This is a genomic window from Streptomyces sp. NPDC058457, from assembly GCF_042720695.1.
Taxonomy (GTDB): Bacteria; Actinomycetota; Actinomycetes; order Streptomycetales; family Streptomycetaceae; genus Streptomyces.
The window spans coordinates 1-18,275 of the sequence record NZ_JBHXLU010000068.1 but is presented as its reverse complement, the minus strand read 5'-3'; the positions used below and the strand labels follow the sequence as shown (position 1 = coordinate 18,275).

16 protein-coding genes are annotated in these 18,275 nt (G+C 69.6%); 9 read left to right on the top strand and 7 right to left on the bottom strand.

What is annotated here, in order from left to right:
- Nucleotides 1–16: 16 nt before the first annotated feature.
- Entirely contained in the window at nucleotides 17–880 is an 864-nt protein-coding gene (locus ACFWPS_RS38070; protein WP_383714148.1) for a LysR family transcriptional regulator, read from the top strand.
- Between the two features lie 127 nt (nucleotides 881–1,007).
- Here ACFWPS_RS38070 and glmS read toward each other — a convergent pair whose 3' ends face one another.
- The gene (glmS, locus tag ACFWPS_RS38065; RefSeq protein ID WP_383714145.1) at nucleotides 1,008–2,855 is read right to left on the bottom strand and encodes a glutamine--fructose-6-phosphate transaminase (isomerizing); all 1,848 of its coding nucleotides are present in this window, start codon (nucleotides 2,853–2,855) and stop codon (nucleotides 1,008–1,010) included.
- Nucleotides 2,856–3,028: 173 nt separating this feature from the next.
- On the opposite strand from glmS, the gene ACFWPS_RS38060 reads away from it, so the two are divergent.
- Complete coding sequence (locus ACFWPS_RS38060) at nucleotides 3,029–3,412, top strand: hypothetical protein (RefSeq protein WP_383714143.1); 384 nt, start codon at nucleotides 3,029–3,031, stop codon at nucleotides 3,410–3,412.
- A 67-nt stretch (nucleotides 3,413–3,479) separates the two neighbouring features.
- Nucleotides 3,480–4,469, top strand: a complete 990-nt coding sequence (coaA, locus tag ACFWPS_RS38055; protein WP_383714140.1) for a type I pantothenate kinase — start codon at nucleotides 3,480–3,482, stop codon at nucleotides 4,467–4,469.
- A gap of 359 nt (nucleotides 4,470–4,828) precedes the next feature.
- On the opposite strand, the gene glmM is transcribed toward coaA, so the two are convergent.
- The 3 genes from glmM to rplM all read right to left on the bottom strand — a co-directional run bounded on the left by glmM (nucleotide 4,829) and on the right by rplM (nucleotide 7,375).
- Nucleotides 4,829–6,187, bottom strand: coding sequence for a phosphoglucosamine mutase (gene glmM, locus ACFWPS_RS38050; protein WP_383714137.1), 1,359 nt, complete (start codon nucleotides 6,185–6,187; stop codon nucleotides 4,829–4,831).
- Nucleotides 6,188–6,367: 180 nt separating this feature from the next.
- On the bottom strand, nucleotides 6,368–6,889 hold the full coding sequence (gene rpsI, locus ACFWPS_RS38045; protein WP_351714120.1) for a 30S ribosomal protein S9: 522 nt from the start codon (nucleotides 6,887–6,889) through the stop codon (nucleotides 6,368–6,370).
- 42 nt (nucleotides 6,890–6,931) lie between these two features.
- A complete protein-coding gene (rplM, locus tag ACFWPS_RS38040; protein ID WP_020941688.1) occupies nucleotides 6,932–7,375 on the bottom strand; it encodes a 50S ribosomal protein L13 in 444 nt (147 codons plus the stop codon).
- 369 nt (nucleotides 7,376–7,744) lie between these two features.
- Between rplM and ACFWPS_RS38035 the strand changes: the two genes are divergently transcribed.
- The 6 genes from ACFWPS_RS38035 (at nucleotide 7,745) to ACFWPS_RS38010 (ending at nucleotide 16,238) form a co-directional block, all read left to right on the top strand.
- Complete coding sequence (locus tag ACFWPS_RS38035; RefSeq protein ID WP_383714134.1) at nucleotides 7,745–8,623, top strand: hypothetical protein; 879 nt, start codon at nucleotides 7,745–7,747, stop codon at nucleotides 8,621–8,623.
- A gap of 96 nt (nucleotides 8,624–8,719) precedes the next feature.
- Entirely contained in the window at nucleotides 8,720–10,099 is a 1,380-nt protein-coding gene (locus tag ACFWPS_RS38030; RefSeq protein ID WP_383714132.1) for a glycoside hydrolase family 26 protein, read from the top strand.
- Nucleotides 10,100–10,360: 261 nt separating this feature from the next.
- Nucleotides 10,361–11,812: a glycosyltransferase family 2 protein gene (locus tag ACFWPS_RS38025; RefSeq protein ID WP_383714129.1), complete on the top strand. Its 1,452-nt coding sequence runs from the start codon at nucleotides 10,361–10,363 to the stop codon at nucleotides 11,810–11,812.
- Between the two features lie 21 nt (nucleotides 11,813–11,833).
- Nucleotides 11,834–13,060, top strand: a complete 1,227-nt coding sequence (locus ACFWPS_RS38020) for a glycoside hydrolase family 113 (protein WP_383714127.1) — start codon at nucleotides 11,834–11,836, stop codon at nucleotides 13,058–13,060.
- Nucleotides 13,061–13,074: 14 nt separating this feature from the next.
- Nucleotides 13,075–14,172 carry a sugar phosphate nucleotidyltransferase gene (locus ACFWPS_RS38015; RefSeq protein ID WP_383714125.1) on the top strand — a complete coding sequence of 366 codons (1,098 nt, stop codon included), beginning with the start codon at nucleotides 13,075–13,077 and terminating at the stop codon, nucleotides 14,170–14,172.
- A gap of 38 nt (nucleotides 14,173–14,210) precedes the next feature.
- Nucleotides 14,211–16,238 (top strand): acyltransferase family protein, encoded by a 2,028-nt coding sequence (locus ACFWPS_RS38010; RefSeq protein WP_383714122.1) that lies wholly within the window; start codon nucleotides 14,211–14,213, stop codon nucleotides 16,236–16,238.
- 3 nt (nucleotides 16,239–16,241) lie between these two features.
- Here ACFWPS_RS38010 and truA read toward each other — a convergent pair whose 3' ends face one another.
- The 3 genes from truA to ACFWPS_RS37995 all read right to left on the bottom strand — a co-directional run.
- Nucleotides 16,242–17,087 (bottom strand): tRNA pseudouridine(38-40) synthase TruA, encoded by an 846-nt coding sequence (gene truA, locus ACFWPS_RS38005; protein WP_383714120.1) that lies wholly within the window; start codon nucleotides 17,085–17,087, stop codon nucleotides 16,242–16,244.
- Nucleotides 17,088–17,213: 126 nt separating this feature from the next.
- Entirely contained in the window at nucleotides 17,214–17,711 is a 498-nt protein-coding gene (gene rplQ, locus ACFWPS_RS38000; protein WP_350787225.1) for a 50S ribosomal protein L17, read from the bottom strand.
- 189 nt (nucleotides 17,712–17,900) lie between these two features.
- Nucleotides 17,901–18,275 (bottom strand): DNA-directed RNA polymerase subunit alpha C-terminal domain-containing protein (locus tag ACFWPS_RS37995; protein ID WP_365436850.1); only part of this gene is annotated, 375 nt, incomplete at its 5' end.

Sequence of the window (18,275 nt, the reverse complement as noted above, 5' to 3'; positions counted from 1 at the left end):
GAGGTATGTTGTGGCCATGGACACCTTGGAGACCCGCGAGCTGAGGTACTTCCTGGCCGTCGCCGAGGAACTGCACTTCGGCCGCGCCGCCGAGCGCCTCGGCATGGCCCAGCCGCCGCTGTCCCGGGCGATCCAACAGCTGGAGCGGCGTCTCGGCGTCTGCCTGCTGACACGCAACCGCCGCGGCGTCTGGCTGACCGGCGCCGGAGAGGTGCTGCTGCACGAGGGTCGCGCAGCCCTCGACGCGACCACCGCCGCCGCTCGCCGCACCCGTCGTGCCGGTGACTCCGACAGCCCGGCCGGCCCCCGCAACCGCCTGGTGCTGGCGGTGAAGGCCGGCGCCTCTCACGAGCTGCTGCACAAGCTCCTCGACGCCTACGCGACCGAGCCGGGCGCCGCCGAGATCGAGGTGCTGCCGGGCGGCCTGTGCGAGCAGGAAGGGATGCTGCGCGACGGCCGCGCCGATGTGGCGCTGATGCACACACCGTTCAACTCCCTCGCCGGGTTCGACAGCGAGGAGCTGACGACCGAGGGCCAGATCGCCGTCCTGCCCGCCGGGCACCCACTCGCCGCACGCAGGACGCTGTCCCTGGCCGACGTCATCGGCATCCCCGAGCTTCCGCTCGCGCGCTGGCCCCGCCACGGCGCGTACCCACCCGGCCCAGGCCCCGAGATCCACGACCAGACACAGCTGGCCCAGCTGATCGCCCTCGGACGCACCGTGACCGTCCTGCCCGACTCGGCCCGCGCGTGGCTGTGGGCCGAGCACACCGCGGTCCCCCTGACCGACGCCCCACCCGTCGTCACCCACATCGCGTGGCCCGCGCACAGCCGCTCCCTCGCCCTCGCCGGGCTCATCCGCACGGCCACACGGCTGTGACCCCCGCCGTGCCGCGGCGGCGAGGACGAAGTCCCCGCCGCCGGAGGGCCGGTGCGCGGCACCGGGTCCACGCCCGCCGCGGCAACTGACCGGATCCGTCACATCCGTCGGGACGGGCCCGGTCTCCTCACTCCACCGTCACCGACTTGGCCAGGTTCCTCGGCTGGTCCACCTCGTTGCCCCGGGCCGTGGCCAGTTCGCAGGCGAAGACCTGGAGCGGGACCGTGGCGACCAGCGGCTGGAGCAGGGTCGGGGTGGCGGGGATGCGGATCAGGTGGTCGGCATACGGTACGACCGCCTCGTCGCCCTCCTCCGCGATCACGATGGTGCGGGCGCCCCGGGCCCGGATCTCCTGGATGTTGGAGACGATCTTGTCGTGCAGGACGGAGCGGCCGCGCGGGGACGGGGCCACGACCACCACCGGCAGGTCCTCCTCGATCAGCGCGATCGGCCCGTGCTTCAGCTCGCCCGCCGCGAAGCCCTCGGCGTGCATGTACGCCAGCTCCTTGAGCTTCAGGGCACCTTCGAGGGCGACCGGGTAGCCGACGTGCCGGCCGAGGAACAGCACCGTCTTCTTGTCGGCGAGGGAGCGCGCCAGCGCCCGTACCGGCTCCATGGTCTCCAGCACCCTCTCGACCTCACCTGAGATGTGCGAGAGGTCCCGGATCACCGCGCTGATCTCGTCGCCCCACTTGGTGCCCCGCACCTGGCCGAGGTACAGCGCCACCAGGTAGCAGGCCACCAGCTGGGTCAGGAACGCCTTCGTGGAGGCGACCGCGACCTCCGGCCCGGCGTGCGTGTACAGCACCGCGTCCGACTCGCGCGGGATCGTCGAGCCGTTGGTGTTGCAGATCGCCAGCACCTTGGAGCCCTGCTCGCGGGCGTGCCTGAGCGCCATGAGCGTGTCCATGGTCTCGCCGGACTGGGAGATGGCGATGACCAGCGAACGCGAGTCCAGGATCGGGTCCCGGTACCGGAATTCACTCGCCAGCTCCACCTCGCACGGGATCCGCGTCCAGTGCTCGATGGCGTACTTGGCGATCAGGCCGGCGTGGAAGGCCGTACCGCACGCGACGATGACGACCTTGTCGACCTCCCGGAGCTCGGCGGCGCCGATCCGGACCTCGTCCAGCGTCAGCGAGCCGTTCGTGTCGATGCGGCCCAGGAGCGTATCGGCGACCGCCTTGGGCTGCTCGGCGATCTCCTTGAGCATGAAGTAGTCATAACCCCCCTTTTCCGCTGCCGACGCGTCCCAGTCGACGTGGTACGAGCGGACGTCCGCCGGGGCGCCGTCGAAGCCGGTCACCGTCACGCCGTCCCGGCGCAGCTCCACCACCTGGTCCTGGCCCAGCTCGACCGCCGAGCGCGTGTGGGCGATGAACGCGGCGACGTCCGAGGCGAGAAAGGCCTCGCCCTCTCCAACGCCCACCACGAGCGGGGAGTTCCGGCGCGCGCCCACGACCACGTCCGGCTCGTCGGCGTGCACCGCGACCAGCGTGAACGCGCCCTCCAGGCGCCGGCACACCAGCCGCATGGCCTCGGCGAGATCGGCGGTGCCGGAGAACTCCTCCGCCAGCAGGTGCGCGACCACCTCGGTGTCCGTGTCGGACGCGAGGTCGTGCCCGCGCTCCGCCAACTCGCCGCGCAGCGCGGCGAAGTTCTCGATGATCCCGTTGTGGACGACGGCGACCCGGCCCGCGTTGTCGAGATGCGGATGCGCGTTGGCGTCCGTCGGCCCGCCGTGTGTGGCCCAGCGGGTGTGCCCGATGCCGGTGGCACCGGTCGGCAGCGGCCGCTCCGTCAGTTCCTTCTCCAGGTTCACCAGCTTCCCGGCCTTCTTCGCCGAGGCCACCCCGCCGTCCGCGAGCACGGCGACGCCTGCCGAGTCGTAACCCCGGTACTCCAGCCGCTTGAGCCCGGCGACCACCACATCGAGCGCAGACTGCGCCCCCACGTATCCCACGATTCCGCACATGGGCGGCAGCCTAAGTGCCGAACCCCGCCCGAACACGGCTCAGCGTGCCCGAAATCGGAAATTAAACCGGGGTTCGGAACCGGCCGACGTCACCTCACGCCCCAAGGCCTGGCTATGACAGGTTCGGTACCGCGTCCCCCGGTCGCGCTACTCACAGCAAAGGAAAGGAAGCCATGACAAAGCTCGTGTCGTTCCCGTCAGGCGGGCCGGGAGAGGACCTCAACTGGTTCGCCACCTCAGCTCTCTTCGACGACGTGGCCGCTTTTGTCCTCCGGCATGTGGCGGACGACCGGGCCAGGCGCGACATCGCCGCGGGTGCCGCATCGGGCTATGTGTTCATCGGTGAACTCCCGGAGCCCGATCAGACGAACGTCCTGACCGCATTGCGCGACGTATTTCCCGGTCACGTCGATTCCGAGATCTATCCACCGCGGGTGACCGCCGGGATGGACGACCCGGAGACCTTTGTCGCGCGCGCGAAGTCGCTGGCGCGGATGGCGGGCAGGAGCATCGCCCTGCGCAGGGCCTCCGGAGCCGCGCCGGACAGCGAGAGCTGAGGGCTCCACGGCGCCCACGTGACCGACCCCACCCCCCACCCCGTTCAAACTCCGTTAACAATGGAATGTGATCTCTCCGGTCTCCCCGATCTCCCGGAGCGCCCACCGGCACAAGCCGGAGGCGACTCCCTACGTCGACCTCACCCGTTCCGAGTGGAGCGCGCTGCGCGACAAGACGCCGCTGCCGCTCACCGCCGAGGAGGTCGAGAAGCTGCGCGGCCTCGGCGACGTCATCGACCTCGACGAGGTACGGGACATCTATCTCCCGCTGTCGCGCCTGCTCAACCTGTACGTCGGTGCCACGGACGGCCTGAGAAGCGCCCTGAACACCTTCCTCGGCGAGCAGGGCTCCCAGTCCGGCACCCCGTTCGTCATAGGTGTCGCCGGCTCGGTGGCCGTCGGGAAGTCCACCGTCGCCCGGCTCCTCCAGGCCCTGCTCTCCCGCTGGCCCGAGCACCCGCGCGTCGAGCTGGTGACGACGGACGGCTTCCTGCTCCCGACCAGGGAACTCGAAACCCGCGGCCTGATGTCACGCAAGGGCTTCCCCGAGTCCTACGACCGCCGGGCCCTGACCCGCTTCGTCGCCGACATCAAGGCCGGCAAGGACGAGGTCACCGCCCCCGTCTACTCCCACCTCATCTACGACATCGTCCCGGACCGCAGGCTCACGGTCCGCCGCCCGGACATCCTGATCGTCGAGGGCCTCAACGTCCTCCAGCCCGCCCTGCCCGGCCAGGACGGCCGCACCCGGGTCGGTCTCGCCGACTACTTCGACTTCAGCGTGTACGTCGACGCGAGCACCGAGGACATCGAGCGCTGGTATCTCAACCGGTTCCGCAAGCTGCGTGCGACCGCCTTCCAGAACCCGGACTCGTACTTCAGGAAGTACACCCAGGTGTCCGAGGACGAGGCCGTCGACTACGCCCGCGGTCTCTGGCGCACCATCAACAAGCCCAACCTGGTGGAGAACATCGCCCCGACCCGCGGCCGGGCCACCCTGGTCGTCCGCAAGGGCCCGGACCACAAGGTGCAGCGGCTGCGGCTCCGCAAGCTCTAGGAGGAGGCGCCGGGTGCGGGCGCGGACGCAGCGCCATCCCCGCCTGGCGCTGCGCTCCTCGTCGGCTTCGCGGTGGCGCTGCCGGTGACGGTCGGGTTCGGCTACTTCGTGGACGGCATCGGCCTGTTCACCAAGGTGCAGCTGGCCGCGGAACGCCCGAACAGCAACTTCATCTACCGGCCCGACGCGATCTCGCTGCTCATCGCCCAGAAGTACTTCTGGAAACAGCAGCATCAACAAACCCAGGGGCGCGGGGCTGTGCAGACAAGCGGTTACCGCCGCGCGGGCGCGACCAGCCACGACGAACCGTCAGCCCGCGACGCACACTCCCCGGCACCCCGAACCCGGAACGAACCGCCCTACCCCAGCGCGGACTTGACGGCGTCCGCCAACCGCCCCGCCACCGACCGGGCCTGCTCGATGTCGGCCGCCTCGACCATCACCCGTACCAACGGCTCGGTGCCCGAAGGGCGAAGCAGTACCCGCCCGGTCTCCCCCAGCTCCCGCTCCGCCTCGGCCACGGCCGCCGCGAGGTCCCCCGACGTCTTCACCCGCGTCCGGTCCACGTCGGGCACGTTGATCAGCACCTGCGGCAGTCGCTCCATCACGCCCGCCAGCTCCCGCAGCGACCGCCCGGTCTCGGCGACCCGCGCCGCCAGCAGCAGCCCGGTCAGCGTGCCGTCGCCGGTCGTCGCGTGGTCGAGGATGATGACGTGCCCGGACTGCTCGCCGCCGAGGGCGTACCCGTGCTCCTTCATCTCCTCCAGGACGTACCGGTCGCCGACCGCGGTCTGCACGAGGTGCAGCCCCTCACGCTCCAGCGCCAGCTTGAAGCCGAGGTTGGACATGACGGTGGCGACGACGGTGTCGGCGCGCAGCGCACCCCGCTCCCGCATGGCGAGGGCGAGTACGGCCATGATCTGGTCGCCGTCCACCTCCTCGCCGGTGTGGTCGACGGCGAGGCATCGGTCCGCGTCCCCGTCGTGCGCGATGCCGAAGGCGGCCCCGTGCTCGACGACCGCGGCCTTCAGCGGACCGAGGTGCGTCGAACCGCAGCCGTCGTTGATGTTGAGCCCGTCCGGCTCCGCGCCGATGGTGACGATCTCGGCGCCGGCCCGGCGGAACGCCTCCGGCGAGACCCCCGCGGCCGCGCCGTGCGCTTCGTCCAGGACGATCTTCAGTCCGTCGAGCCGGTTCGGGAGCACGCCGAGGAGATGGGTGACGTACTGCTCGAAGCCCTCGTCGTACGGCCGGATCCGGCCGACGCCCGCGCCGGTGGGCCGCTCCCAGGGCTCGCCGTGCCGGTGGGACTCGTACACCGCCTCGATCCGCTCCTCCAGCTCGTCGTCGAGCTTGTGCCCGCCGCGGGCGAGGAACTTGATGCCGTTGTCGGGCATGGCGTTGTGGCTGGCGGAGAGCACGACACCGAGGTCGGCGCCGAGCGCGCCGGTCAGGAACGCGACGGCCGGTGTCGGGAGGACCCCCACGGTCAGGACGTCGACGCCGGCGCTGGCCAGGCCCGCGACCACGGCCGCCTCCAGGAACTCTCCGGACGCGCGCGGATCGCGTCCGACGACCGCCGTCGGCCGGTGGCCCTCGAACGTGCCCGCCTCGGCCAGCACGTGCGCCGCCGCGACGGACAGGCCGAGCGCCATTTCGGCGGTCAGGTCCGCGTTGGCGACACCGCGCACGCCGTCCGTGCCGAAGAGTCGTCCCACTTGTCCTCCTGAAGAAGCGTCCTTGCTGCCAGGGAATGATGGCAGGCGCTTGGTCACTCGATCACACCAGCCTTTGAGCGTCTTGTGTCGTTATACGCCCTTGGCTGGGATAAACGAACGCCCCGACGGCACATGTGGCGTGCCGCCGGGGCGTTCGGAGTACGTGCAGGCAGCTGGTGATTAGCGCTTGCTGTACTGCGGGGCCTTGCGGGCCTTCTTCAGACCGGCCTTCTTGCGCTCGACCGCACGGTCGTCGCGCTTGAGGAAGCCGGCCTTCTTGAGCGGGCCGCGGTTGTTGTCGACGTCGGCCTCGTTCAGCGCGCGGGCGACACCGAGACGGAGCGCACCGGCCTGACCGGAGACACCGCCACCGGCGATGCGGGCGACGACGTCGTAACGGCCTTCGAGCTCCAGCACCTTGAAGGGCTCGTTGACTTCCTGCTGGTGCACCTTGTTGGGGAAGTAGTCCTCAAGGGTGCGACCGTTGATCTTCCACTTGCCGGTGCCCGGGACGATCCGGACGCGGGCGATGGCGTTCTTGCGACGGCCCAGGCCGGCGGCCGGCTGCGGGTCGCCGAAGCGGGACGCGAGGGACTCGGAGGTGTACTCGCCCTCGACGGGGACGTCCGACTCGGTGGTGTAGCTGTCGATGTCGACAAGCTCGGTCTCTTCGACCGGCTGCTCAACGGTGGTCTCGGCCACGATGCTCCTCAGATTCTCTTCAGTCTTAGGGGGTGGCCGGAACTACTGCGCGACCTGGGTGATCTCGAACGGCACCGGCTGCTGCGCAGCGTGCGGGTGCACGTCACCCTTGTAGACCTTCAGCTTCGAGAGCATCTGACGGCCCAGCGTGTTCTTGGGGAGCATGCCCTTGACGGCCTTCTCGATGGCCTTCTCGGGGTTCTTGTCCAGCAGCTCGTCGTAGCGGACGGAGCGCAGACCACCCGGGTAGCCGGAGTGGCGGTACGCCATCTTCTGGGTCCGCTTGTTGCCGGACAGGTGCACCTTGTCGGCGTTGATGATGATGACGAAGTCACCGGTGTCGACGTGGGGGGCGTAGATCGGCTTGTGCTTGCCGCGGAGAAGGGACGCGGCGGTGGTGGCGAGACGGCCCAGGACGACGTCCTGGGCGTCAATGACGTGCCACTGGCGAGTCACATCGCCGGGCTTGGGGCTGTACGTACGCACTTCGCAGCCTTCTTCTTCAGTGGATGGGTGCTGACACATGGCATCACTGAAGCGATCGTGCAGCTGAGGACGACAATGCCGGGGACGCTGCCCGTATGCCGCCCACTGGTAACTGCTCCAGGGAACCTAGGTAGAGGCCACTCCCGTGAGAATGAGCGAGCCAATACACAACGAAGAGCAAGCCTACAAGGGTGCCCCCGGACGGGTCAAAACGAGCTCCCGCCGACATCCGGACGAGCCGTCGTCGACATTGGCGCGAACCCGGGGCACCCGGCGCGGCCGTGATGCGCCGTCCTGCCCCCAAAGGTCCCCTATCACTGTTCCTACAGTCGCACCGGTACCCCCCGGCCCCCGTCTAAGATGCGCCCCATGAGTTATGGGCAGGGGGGACCTCAGTCCCAGTGGGATCCGTGGAAACCGCAGTCTCAGCAGCCCTGGAGCAGCGGCACCGGGCCGACTCCGGACTGGGCATCGCTCGCCGAGGCCTCGGAAACGCGGAACAAGCGGCGCAGGGTGTTCCTCATCGGCGGTGGCGTGGTCGCCACGCTGGCGATCGGCACCGCCGTCGCCATGGCCGTGGTGTCCGCGAACGGCGACGACAACGCCTCCGGCACGCCCACCAACCTGCCCGCGAGCGCTTCGCTGCCCAGCGACTCGGCCGACTCGGCGCCGTCCTTCGCGCCGACCAGCGCGCCGCCGCCGCTGGACCCGGAGGAGTTCATAGGCAACGTGAAGAAGGACACGGCGCCGCTCAGCGCCGAGACCCTCTTCCCGGGCACCCAGCTGACCATGGGTGAGACGGTGTACAAGAAGGGCCCCACGGCCGACACCAAGAAGTGCGCCACGGCCGCCAAGGGCACCCTCCCGAGCATCCTCACCAAGAACGACTGCACCCGCCTGCTGCGCGTCACCTACTTCAAGGACGGCGTCGCGGTCACGGTCGGCGTGGCCGTCTTCGACACCGAGGCACAGGCGAGCAAGGCCAAGACCGAGGCCGACAAGAAGGGCTTCGTCACCGCCCTGGCCGGCTCCGGCGTGAAGGCCTTCTGCGACTCCGGCGTCTGCCGTACGACGACCAATTCGTACGGCCGCTACGCGTACTTCACCACCGCGGGCTTCCTCAACGGCAAGGACGTCACCACCAAGGACACCAAGGTGTTCCAGGCCGGCGACGACCTCGCCGAGTTCACCTTCCGCCAGATCCACCGCCGCGGCGAGGCCCAGGCGTCGGCGGCGGCCCAGGGCTAGCCCCCCCTCCCAGCAGGCACGACTCGGCAGGCCCCGTCCGCTTCGAGGCAGAATCGGCATGCACAGGGTTGGCCGGGGAGGGGTCGGGACATGCACATGCGCGGGCGGGTTCGGCTCGTCGGGGCCGGGGTGGCGGCGGGACTGCTCGCCCCCCTGACATGGTGGGCCACCCGGCCCGAGGCCGTCGGCGGCGGCCCGCGTCCGGTCCCCGCGGACCTGCGCACCCGGGACCCGCACGCGACGCCCGCCGCCCGCCGGGTCTACGCCCTGCTCGCGGGCCTGGAGAACCGGGCGCGGCGCGGCGAGCCGTCCCGTACGGTCATCGGCCAGCACGTCGAGCTGCACAACGAGCGCTACAACGCGTCGTACGGCGACTACCGGGGCACCAAGCAGCCCGGCTACTACTACAAGAAGGCCCACGACATCACCGGCAGGTTCCCGGGGTTCGTGGAGGTGGACCTGGGGCCCGGGTACGGGCAGCCGGGCTGGGCGGTGGGCGAGCCGCGCTCGTACTCCCGCTCCTCGTGGCCGAGCTGCCGCAGGTGCTGGGGGTACGTCGACGACGCGGTGGACCTGGCGCTCGGGGTGTGGGCGGGGCTGCCCCGGCCGGCGGACGGGTCGTACCACCCCTCGGGTACGCACGTCGACTGCGCCTCCGGGATCCGGGTGAGCCTGCCCGGCAACGGGGGCGGCCCGGCGGGCATCGTCGGCTTCTCCTTCCACCAGCCCTACCCGGGCAGCACCGTCAAGGGCTTCGAGCAGACCCGGTACCAGAACTCCCCCGCGGCCCGGGACAGCGGCTGGTTCGGCCGGGTGGTCACCCCGGGCACCGCCGAGCACCAGGCCCTGCTGCTGGACCTCGGCTACCTCGCCGACCACCTGGGGTATCTCGCGGCACACGGGGTGCCGGTCCTGCTGCGGCCGTACCACGAGATGAACGCCAGGCCGGGGCACGGATTCTGGTGGGCGGGGCAGGATCCGGCCGCCTACCGGAAGCTGTGGCATGTCACATACGACTACCTCGTGGGCAGCCGCGGTCTGCACAACCTCCTCTTCGTCTGGTCGCCCAGCGCCTGGGAGGGCACCTTCGCGCGGGAGCCCGGCGACTACTACCCGGGCGGGCGGTACGTCGACGTCGTGGGCGTGGACGACTACACCGACACCCCGCAGCGGCCGTTCCGGGGCAGGCCCTGGACCGAGGTCTGGTACCGGGGCCTGGAGCGCTACGACCGGCCCCGCGTCATGGCCGAGTCCTTTCACGTTCCGCTCGGCTCCGCTCAGCGCAGCACACTTTCGGACACCCCCTGGGTGCTCTGGACGGTATGGGGGCAGGCCCTCACATACGCGAATGTCTCAGGCCCGACCGCTAAAAACACCCCAGAAGACGTGAAAGCGACTTATTCGTCTTCGCAGGTCATCACCGGCAGCGGGGGCGGGCGGACGGCTTTCGACTGGACTTCGTTGCACAAGACATAGGTTTATTACTTTCCCACTACATCTTGCTCACTCATGCTTCATGGCTGATTCTTACGTGGCAGGATTTGATTTCTTGTACGGCCGGGGCGCAGGTCGCCCGGGGGGGCATCTGACCGGCCGCAGAACGCCGAAGAAGGCGCCGGGGGGCAACATCAAGGCCCGGAACGGGACGGATGAGACGAGGTTTCTCGTGTCACCCGTACCCGTCACCGAGCCATGCCGTCCGGCAGCCGCCGAACTCACGGAAGAGCATGTAGCCGTATGGCATCGACAGTGGTCGACGGGGGAGCCCCGCATTCGCGACACAACGCGAAGCTGGCCAAACGCACTGCCGAGTGGAAACCGGGCATCCTGCCGTTCCTGATCCCGCTCGTGTTCCTGACTCTCTTCAGCCTGTGGTCCTACACGCCCAGCGACTCGCCGCTGGCCTGGCTGATCACCATCTGCTGGGCCCTGCCGGTGCCCGGCGTGCTCGTGTCGATCCAGGGCTTCCTGCTCATCCGCCGCCGGATCCGCAAGGCCCATCTGATGACCCCGCCGGCCCTGGTCGAGCAGGACTTCCTGACCGTGCTGGTGCCGACGATCGGGCGCCACGACACCTACCCGGCCCTGGAGCGCTCGGTCCTCTCCTACGTGGAGCACCTGCCGGAGTGGTTCCCGTACATGCGCGTGGACGTGCTCACCGAGGAGGGCTGCGAGGCCGCCGAGCGGATCGACGAGCTGGCCGCGACCAGCAACCTGATCCGTGTGGTCACGGTCCCGAAGGCCTACCAGACCAAGAACGGCACCCGATTCAAGGCCCGCGCCAACAACTACGCCCACGAGCTGCGCATCGAGGAGGGCGAGGCCCTCGACCACGTGTGGGTGCTGCACATGGACGACGACACCGGAGTGGGCCCCGACACCTCGGCGTCCCTCGCCCAGTTCATCAACCGGCAGCGCCGTGCGACCCCCGAAGAGGTCAAGCACATGGCGCAGGGCATCCTGACGTACCCGCGCGAGAACGCGGTGTCCCTGCTCACCTGGTTCGCCGACGCCATCCGCCCGGCCGACGACATCGCCCGGTTCCGCGCCTTCACCGGCCTCGGCACCCCGGCCGCCGGTGTGCACGGCGAGCTGCTCGTCATCCGTGCCTCCATCGAGGCGGAGATCGGCTGGGACTTCGGCCCCAAGGAGATCGTCGAGGACGCCCGGCTGGCCCTGACCTTCTGCCGCATCTACCCGGGTCGCAGCGACTGGTTCAACGGCCGCTGCTACGGTGCCTCGCCCGCCAACACCAAGGACTTCATCAAGCAGCGCGAGCGCTGGGCCTGGGGCCTGGTCGCCCTCTGCTTCAACCGCAAGGTGCCGCTGCGCTACCGCTGGTTCCTCACCATCTGCGTGACGAGCTGGATCCTGGGTCCGCTGCAGCACGTCGGCACGATCCTGTTCGTGGCCTGGTTCATCGGCGACATGAACACCTCACCCGTGACCCAGTCCGTGGTCATCCTCTGGTCGGTCAGCTTCGCCTACGTGATCTGGGCGTACTGGGAAGGTCTGCGGCTCAACGCGATCGCCTCCGTCAACGGCAGGCGCAGGTGGTGGGAACCCCTGGCCGTCCTCGTCATGCTGCCCTTCTTCTCCCTCATCGAGGGCATCGGCGGCATCAAGGGCCTGTGGAAGTTCGTCCGCCGCGAGGAGAACAAGTTCGTCGTCATCGCCAAGCCCGCCTGACCCGGAAGAGACCCCACACTCATGAAGCGCGCACGCCTGCCCTTGCTCGCCGTGCTCCCCGTCACCGTCATCGCACTCGTGGTCGCGACCCCCTTCGTGGTCGGCGACCACCCGCTGCAGTGGTCGTCGGGCTCGTTCATGCCCCACCTGGTACTCGACGGCAAGGAGCACAGCGGGCCGGCCGGCTCCACGAGCGGCGACGGCAAGACCTCCGCGGCACCGTCGCCGACCACCGAGGTCGCCAAGGTGGACAAGGAGTGGAAGAAGGGGATGCCGCAGTGGGGCGCCCAGCTCTACTGGGAGGACAACCCCAAGCACTCCCTCGCCTACATCGAGAAGCAGGCCCGCCTGCACGCGAACTACCTGGTCGGCCTGCACGCCAACTCGGTCAGCGTCTCCTTCCCGTTCTTCACCGGGAAGCTCGCCTCGACGGCGGTCAGCCGGGGTGACAAGACCCCGACCCCCGACCGGCTCGCCCGCGTCCTGGAGATCTTCCACGAGGCCGGGCTGCGCACCACCATCCGGCCCCTGATGGACGAGCACTCCCTGAAGGCCGAGAAGGGCTGGCGCGGCTCCATCAAGCCCGCCGACCGCAGCGCGTGGTTCGCCTCGTACGAGAAGTTCGTCACCCCGTACCTGAAGGCGGCTCAGAGCGAGAAGGCGGCCACCTTCGTCATCGGCACCGAGCTGAACTCCCTGGAGGGCGACCCGCACTGGGAGACCGTCGTGGACGACGCCGAGAAGGTGTTCAGCGGCGAGGTCGCCTACGACGCGAACTGGGACAACTACGTCGAGGGACCGATCACCATGCCGGTGAACCACCTCGGCATCGACGCCTACTTCCCGGTCAAGGTCGACGACGACGCCTCGGTGCAGGACCTGGTCGACGGCTGGGACAAGTGGCTGGACAAGAAGGCCACCGGCACCCTCCCCAAGATCACCGTCGCCGAGGCCGGCATCGGCGCCATGAACGGCGCCTACCACGCCCCGGGCGACTTCTACACCAAGCGGGCGGTCAACCCCGAGGTGCAGGCCAACTGGTACACCGCCGTCTGCAAGGTCGTCCAGGAACGGAAGATGAGCGGCGTCTACTGGTGGTCGATCTACTTCGACGACGACCCGAACACCAAGCCCGACGACAAGGTCGCCTCCCGGCTCGACTTCGCCGGCCGCCCCCAGTCCGAGAAAGCGATCAAGAACTGCTTCACCTCGGACTACGCAGGCCCCGGGACCACCACCGCTAGCTGACCAGCGAGGCACTCATGCAGGAAGCCATCATTCTGGTGGGCGGCAAGGGAACCCGCCTGCGCCCACTGACCAACCACACCCCGAAGCCGCTGCTCGGCGTCGCGGGCTCCTCCTTCATCCGCCACCAGGTGGCCAAGCTGATGGACGCCGGTGTCGAGCACCTGGTGTTCGCCACGTCCTACCTGGCCGGTCTCTTCGAGGAGGAGTTCCGGGGCTTCTCCCGGGACCTGGACATCTCCTACGCCGTCGAGGAGGTCCCGCTCGGCACGGGCGGGGCGATCCGCAACGCCGGGCGGCTGCTGCGCGGCCCGGCCGACGCCCCGGTGCTCGTCCTCAACGGCGACATCCTCTCCGGCGTGGACCTGCGCGGCGTCCTGGCGTACCACGAGGCCAACGCGGCCGACGTGACGCTGCACCTCACCCGCGTCGCCGACCCCCGGGCCTTCGGCCTGGTGCCCACCGACCGGTCCGGCCGGGTGCTGTCCTTCCTGGAGAAGCCCAAGACCCAGGAGGAGTGCGTCACCGACCAGATCAACGCCGGGTGCTACGTCTTCCGCCGGTCCGTCCTGGACGCCATCCCCGGCGACCGGGAGGTGAGCGTCGAGCAGGAGACCTTCCCCCGGCTCGTCGCGGACGGCGGGCGGGTCTTCGGCCACACCACGGACGACTACTGGCGCGACCTCGGCACCCCGCTGGCCTTCGTCCAGGGGTCGGCCGACCTGGTCACAGGACGGGCGACCTCACCGCTGGTGGGACCGCCGGCCGAGGCGCTGGTCCACCCCACGGCCACCGTGCACCCGAGCGCCCGCGTCACGGGCGGCTCGACGATCGGCCCGTACGCGGTCATCGGCCCGCGCGTGGTCGTCGACCGCTCCATCGTCGGCGCACACGTCACCGTGGCCGAGGGCGCCCGGATCCACGAGTCCGTGGTCGACCACGACTCCTCGATCGGCAGCGAATCGTTCCTCCGCGAGGTCGTGGTGGGCTGCCACGCCCACGTCGGCGCCGAGAACGAGCTGCCCGCCCAGCTGCGGCTGTCGTGCGGCATCCGCATTCCCAGCCAAGGCGTGCGCGTCAGCGGTACGGCTGCCGCCTGCCTGACGGCCCACTGAAGCCGCCGGTCCGACCGGACACAGTTACTGGAGAACCGTTGACCCGCCATCGCTCACCGGCCACGCAGACGGAACGCCTGCGCAAGTACCGGCCGGACATCCAGGGCCTGCGTGCCGTCGCCATCATGATGGTGGTCACGATGCACGTCGGCCTGATCGACATCCACGGCGGCGTGGACGTCAGCTTCGTGCTGAGCGGCTTCCTCATCGGCAGCCAGCTCCTCGCCGAGATCGAGAAGACCGGCAAGGTGTCGCTGAGCAAGTTCTGGGCGCGCCGGATGCGGCGGCTCGCCCCGGGCATGGCCGTCGTCGTGATCACCACGGCGGCCGTGGCCTGGCTCTACGCCAGCCCGCTCAGGTTCCGCGAGACCATGAAGGACGGTCTCAGCGCGGCGCTCAGCTTCATGAACTGGCGCCTCGTGGAGACCGGCACGGACTACTTCGCGAACGACGGGACCCAGTCCCCGTACCAGCACTTCTGGTCGCTGGGCATCGAGGAGCAGTTCTATGTGGCAGCCCCGATCGTCCTCGTCGTCACGGCCTGGCTGTCCCGCAAGATCCTCGGCAACCGCGCCCTGGTGGCGCTGTTCCTGGTGGCCGCGATCGGCGGGTCGCTGTACCTGTCGGTCAAGCAGACCGCGGAGAACCAGCCCCTCGCCTACTTCGGCACCCAGACCCGTATCTGGGAGCTCGCCTCCGGCATCCTGCTGGCCCTCGGCGCCCCGCTGCTCTCCCGCATGAACCAGGGCCTGGCGGCCGTGATCTCCTGGCTGGGCCTGGTGACCACCATCGGCACCGCGCTCGTCATCACCAAGGAGACCCCGCTGCCGGGCTACGCGGTGGCCGGCCCCGTGCTGGGCGCCTGCATGATCATCGCCGGCGGCTGCGCCAACCCCCGGCTCGGCGTGGAACGGATCCTGCACAACCCGGTGACCGACTACGTCGGCAACGTGAGCTACGGCTGGTACCTCTGGCACTGGCCGATCCTGGTCCTGTGGCCCGACGTCGTGGGACGGGACATCACCTACTCGGACCGCTTCCGGGTGCTGTCGCTCTCCTTCATCCTGGCCGTCGTCATGTACTACGTCGTCGAGGCCCGGTTCCGGAACAACCCGCAGCTGGTGGCCACCCCCTGGAAGGGCATCTTCGCCGGCGGCACGGCCACCGCCAGCGCCGCCGCGGCCACGGCGTGCGCCCTGTTCATCCCGCTCAACCTCGCCACCTCGGCCGCCGCCGTGAACGGGGGCGCCACCGGGTACGCCGGCGAGGCGTCGGTGAAGAGCGCCGTGACCCAGGGCGAACTGTCGGCGACCGCGCTGAACGCGCTGGCGACCGCCCCCAAGGACACCACCCACTACGGCTGCATCGACAACACCGACGTCGAGAAGTTCGTCATGCGCGACAACTGCGTCATCGGCGACAAGACGGGGAAGCGCACGGTCGTCGTCATCGGCGACTCGCACGCCTGGCAGTGGGGTGACGCCTTCAACGCGCTCGGGCAGTCCCTGCACCTCAAGGTGGTGACCATGGCGAAGGGCGGCTGCTCCCCCGAGGTCTACGCCATCAAGAACCCCGAGCTGAACCGCGAGTACTCCGAGTGCGACAGCTGGCGGGAATCGGCGTTCCAGAGCATCGAGGACCTCAAGCCGGACGTCATCGTCGTCACCAGCCGCATCCGGCGCGAGGTGACCGAGGCCGGCGCCGAGAAGGCGTTCAAGAAGTTCGAGGCCTCCGGCGCCAAGCTCGTCTACATCACCGACACCCCGCAGCCCGGCCGGAACGTCCCGGACTGCCTCGCCACCCACATCCACGACGTCACCGCCTGCAGTCCCGACGAGAAGACGGCCGTCGAATACCCCGACTTCCGCGCCATAGAGCAGAAGGTGGCGGAACGCCACGGCGCCACGGTCCTCGACTCACTGCCCGCGTTCTGCGCGGACGACGTCTGCCCGACGGTGATCGCCGACCAGATCGTCTACTTCGACAACAGCCACATGACGGGCAGCTACGCCAAGTCGCTGGCGCCCTTCCTCAAGCCGACCGTCAAGAAGGCCCTGGCCGGCTGAGCCTCAGACCGTCCGCACCCGTACCCGGCGCGCCTGCCGCTGCCGCTCCAGCAGCTGGTCGGCCGCCGGGTACGCGACCTCCTCCAGGGTCAGCCCGTGCGGCCGTACGACGTGCACGGCACTGTCCCGCACCCCCGCGTCCAGCACCTTCCGCGGCCACTCCACGCCCCGGTGCCCGTCCCCCACGAACAGCAGCGCGCCGACCATCGACCGCACCTGGTTGTGGCAGAAGGCGTCGGCCCGGACCTCGATCTCGACGACCCCGTCCGCGCGCCGGCTCACCCCGAAGCCGAGGATCTCCCGGATCGTCGTCGCGCCATCGCGCTTCTTCGCATAGGCGGCGAAGTCATGCTCCCCCACCAGCGACTTCGCGGCGGCGTCCATCACATCGACGTCCAGCTCCCAGTCGTGCCACAGCACGTGGTTGCGCAGCAGCGGGTCCACGCCTCCCGGCCGGTCCCCGACCCGGTACACGTACCGCCGCCACAGCGCGGCGAACCGCGCGTTGAACCCCGCCGGCGCCTCGCCGACCGACCACACCCGCACGTCCTTCGGCAGCCGCCCCGCCAGCCGCTTCAGCAGCTTCTCCCGCTGCTCCTCCCACACCCCGGCCGGCAGATCGACATGCGCCACCTGCCCCCGCGCATGCACCCCGGCATCCGTCCGCCCGGCCACGGTCAGGTCGTACAGCGTGTCCTGCGACCGCGTGACGACCCGCAGCGCGTCCTCGATCTCCCCCTGCACGGTCCGCTTCCCACCGGCCTGCTTGGCCCACCCGTGGAAGTGGGTCCCGTCGTAGGACAGGTCGAGACGAATGCGCACCTGGCCGGGCTGAACGTCGTCACTCACAGAAGAATCCTCTCAGGCACGAAAAAGTGGGCCCGCCCCTCGAAAGGAACGGGCCCACCAGCGCGCCCCCTAGGGGCGCGGGGAACTGCGCGACCAGCCACGACGGACCGGCAGCCAAAGGACGGCTTACGCCTCCTTGGACTCCTCGGCAGCCTCGTCGGCCGGAGCCTCGTCGACCTTGGTCTCCTCGACCTTGGCCTCCTCGGCCTCCTTGACCGCACGCTTCGTCGCGGCCTCGGCCTCACCGGTCGCCTGCTGGGCAACCGTCAGCGCCTCGACCAGCTCGATGACAGCCATGGGCGCGTTGTCGCCACGACGGTTACCGATCTTGGTGATGCGGGTGTAGCCACCGGGACGGTTCTCGTACCGCGGGCCGATCTCGGTGAAGAGCGTGTGCACGATGCTCTTGTCCGTGATGACCTGGAGCACCTGACGGCGGTTGTGAAGGTCGCCCTTCTTCGCCTTGGTGACCAGACGCTCGGCGTACGGGCGCAGACGGCGGGCCTTCGCCTCGGTGGTGGTGATGCGGCCGTGCTCGAAGAGCGACTTCGCGAGGTTCGCGAGGAGCAGCTTCTCGTGCGCGGCACTGCCGCCCAGACGGGCACCCTTGGTGGGCTTCGGCATGGTTCTTCTCCTGTGTGTCTGCCCCGGCCGTATCAGGTACCGGGGTCAGTATCCGAGCGGGCGGTTGCCCGTCGGAGATCCGGGGTTCTTTTCAACCCCGGAGGGTCCGCGCCCCCGAAGGGGCGCGGGGAACTGCGCGACCAGCCACAGCGGGCCCGCAGCCGCAGAACCGGCCTCCTCGCGGAGCGCTCAGTACTGCTCAGTCTCCACGAACCCGGCGTCCACGTCGTCATCGGCCCCGAAGGCGTCAGCCGCAGCGGTCGGGTCGAATCCGGGCGGGCTGTCCTTGAGGGCCAGGCCCATGCCGGCCAGCTTCGCCTTGACCTCGTCGATCGACTTCGCACCGAAGTTGCGGATGTCGAGCAGGTCGGCCTCGGAACGAGCCACGAGCTCACCCACGGAGTGGATGCCCTCGCGCTTGAGGCAGTTGTAGGAGCGGACCGTGAGCTCCAGCTCCTCGATCGGCAGTGCCAGGTCGGCGGCAAGGGCGGCGTCCGTCGGGGACGGGCCCATGTCGATGCCCTCGGCGTCGATGTTCAGCTCGCGGGCGAGACCGAACAGCTC

Excerpts from the sequence above, each read along its gene's own strand:
- ACFWPS_RS38020 (WP_383714127.1), top strand. The coding sequence starts at position 11,834 with ATGAAGCGCGCACGCCTGCCCTTGCTCGCCGTGCTCCCCGTCACCGTC.
- rplQ (WP_350787225.1), bottom strand. The coding sequence starts at position 17,711 with ATGCCGAAGCCCACCAAGGGTGCCCGTCTGGGCGGCAGTGCCGCGCAC.
- ACFWPS_RS38030 (WP_383714132.1), top strand. The coding sequence starts at position 8,720 with ATGCGCGGGCGGGTTCGGCTCGTCGGGGCCGGGGTGGCGGCGGGACTG.
- ACFWPS_RS38035 (WP_383714134.1), top strand. The coding sequence starts at position 7,745 with ATGAGTTATGGGCAGGGGGGACCTCAGTCCCAGTGGGATCCGTGGAAA.
- glmS (WP_383714145.1), bottom strand. The coding sequence starts at position 2,855 with ATGTGCGGAATCGTGGGATACGTGGGGGCGCAGTCTGCGCTCGATGTG.
- ACFWPS_RS38070 (WP_383714148.1), top strand. The coding sequence starts at position 17 with ATGGACACCTTGGAGACCCGCGAGCTGAGGTACTTCCTGGCCGTCGCC.
- ACFWPS_RS38025 (WP_383714129.1), top strand. The coding sequence starts at position 10,361 with ATGGCATCGACAGTGGTCGACGGGGGAGCCCCGCATTCGCGACACAAC.
- ACFWPS_RS38015 (WP_383714125.1), top strand. The coding sequence starts at position 13,075 with ATGCAGGAAGCCATCATTCTGGTGGGCGGCAAGGGAACCCGCCTGCGC.
- ACFWPS_RS38060 (WP_383714143.1), top strand. The coding sequence starts at position 3,029 with ATGACAAAGCTCGTGTCGTTCCCGTCAGGCGGGCCGGGAGAGGACCTC.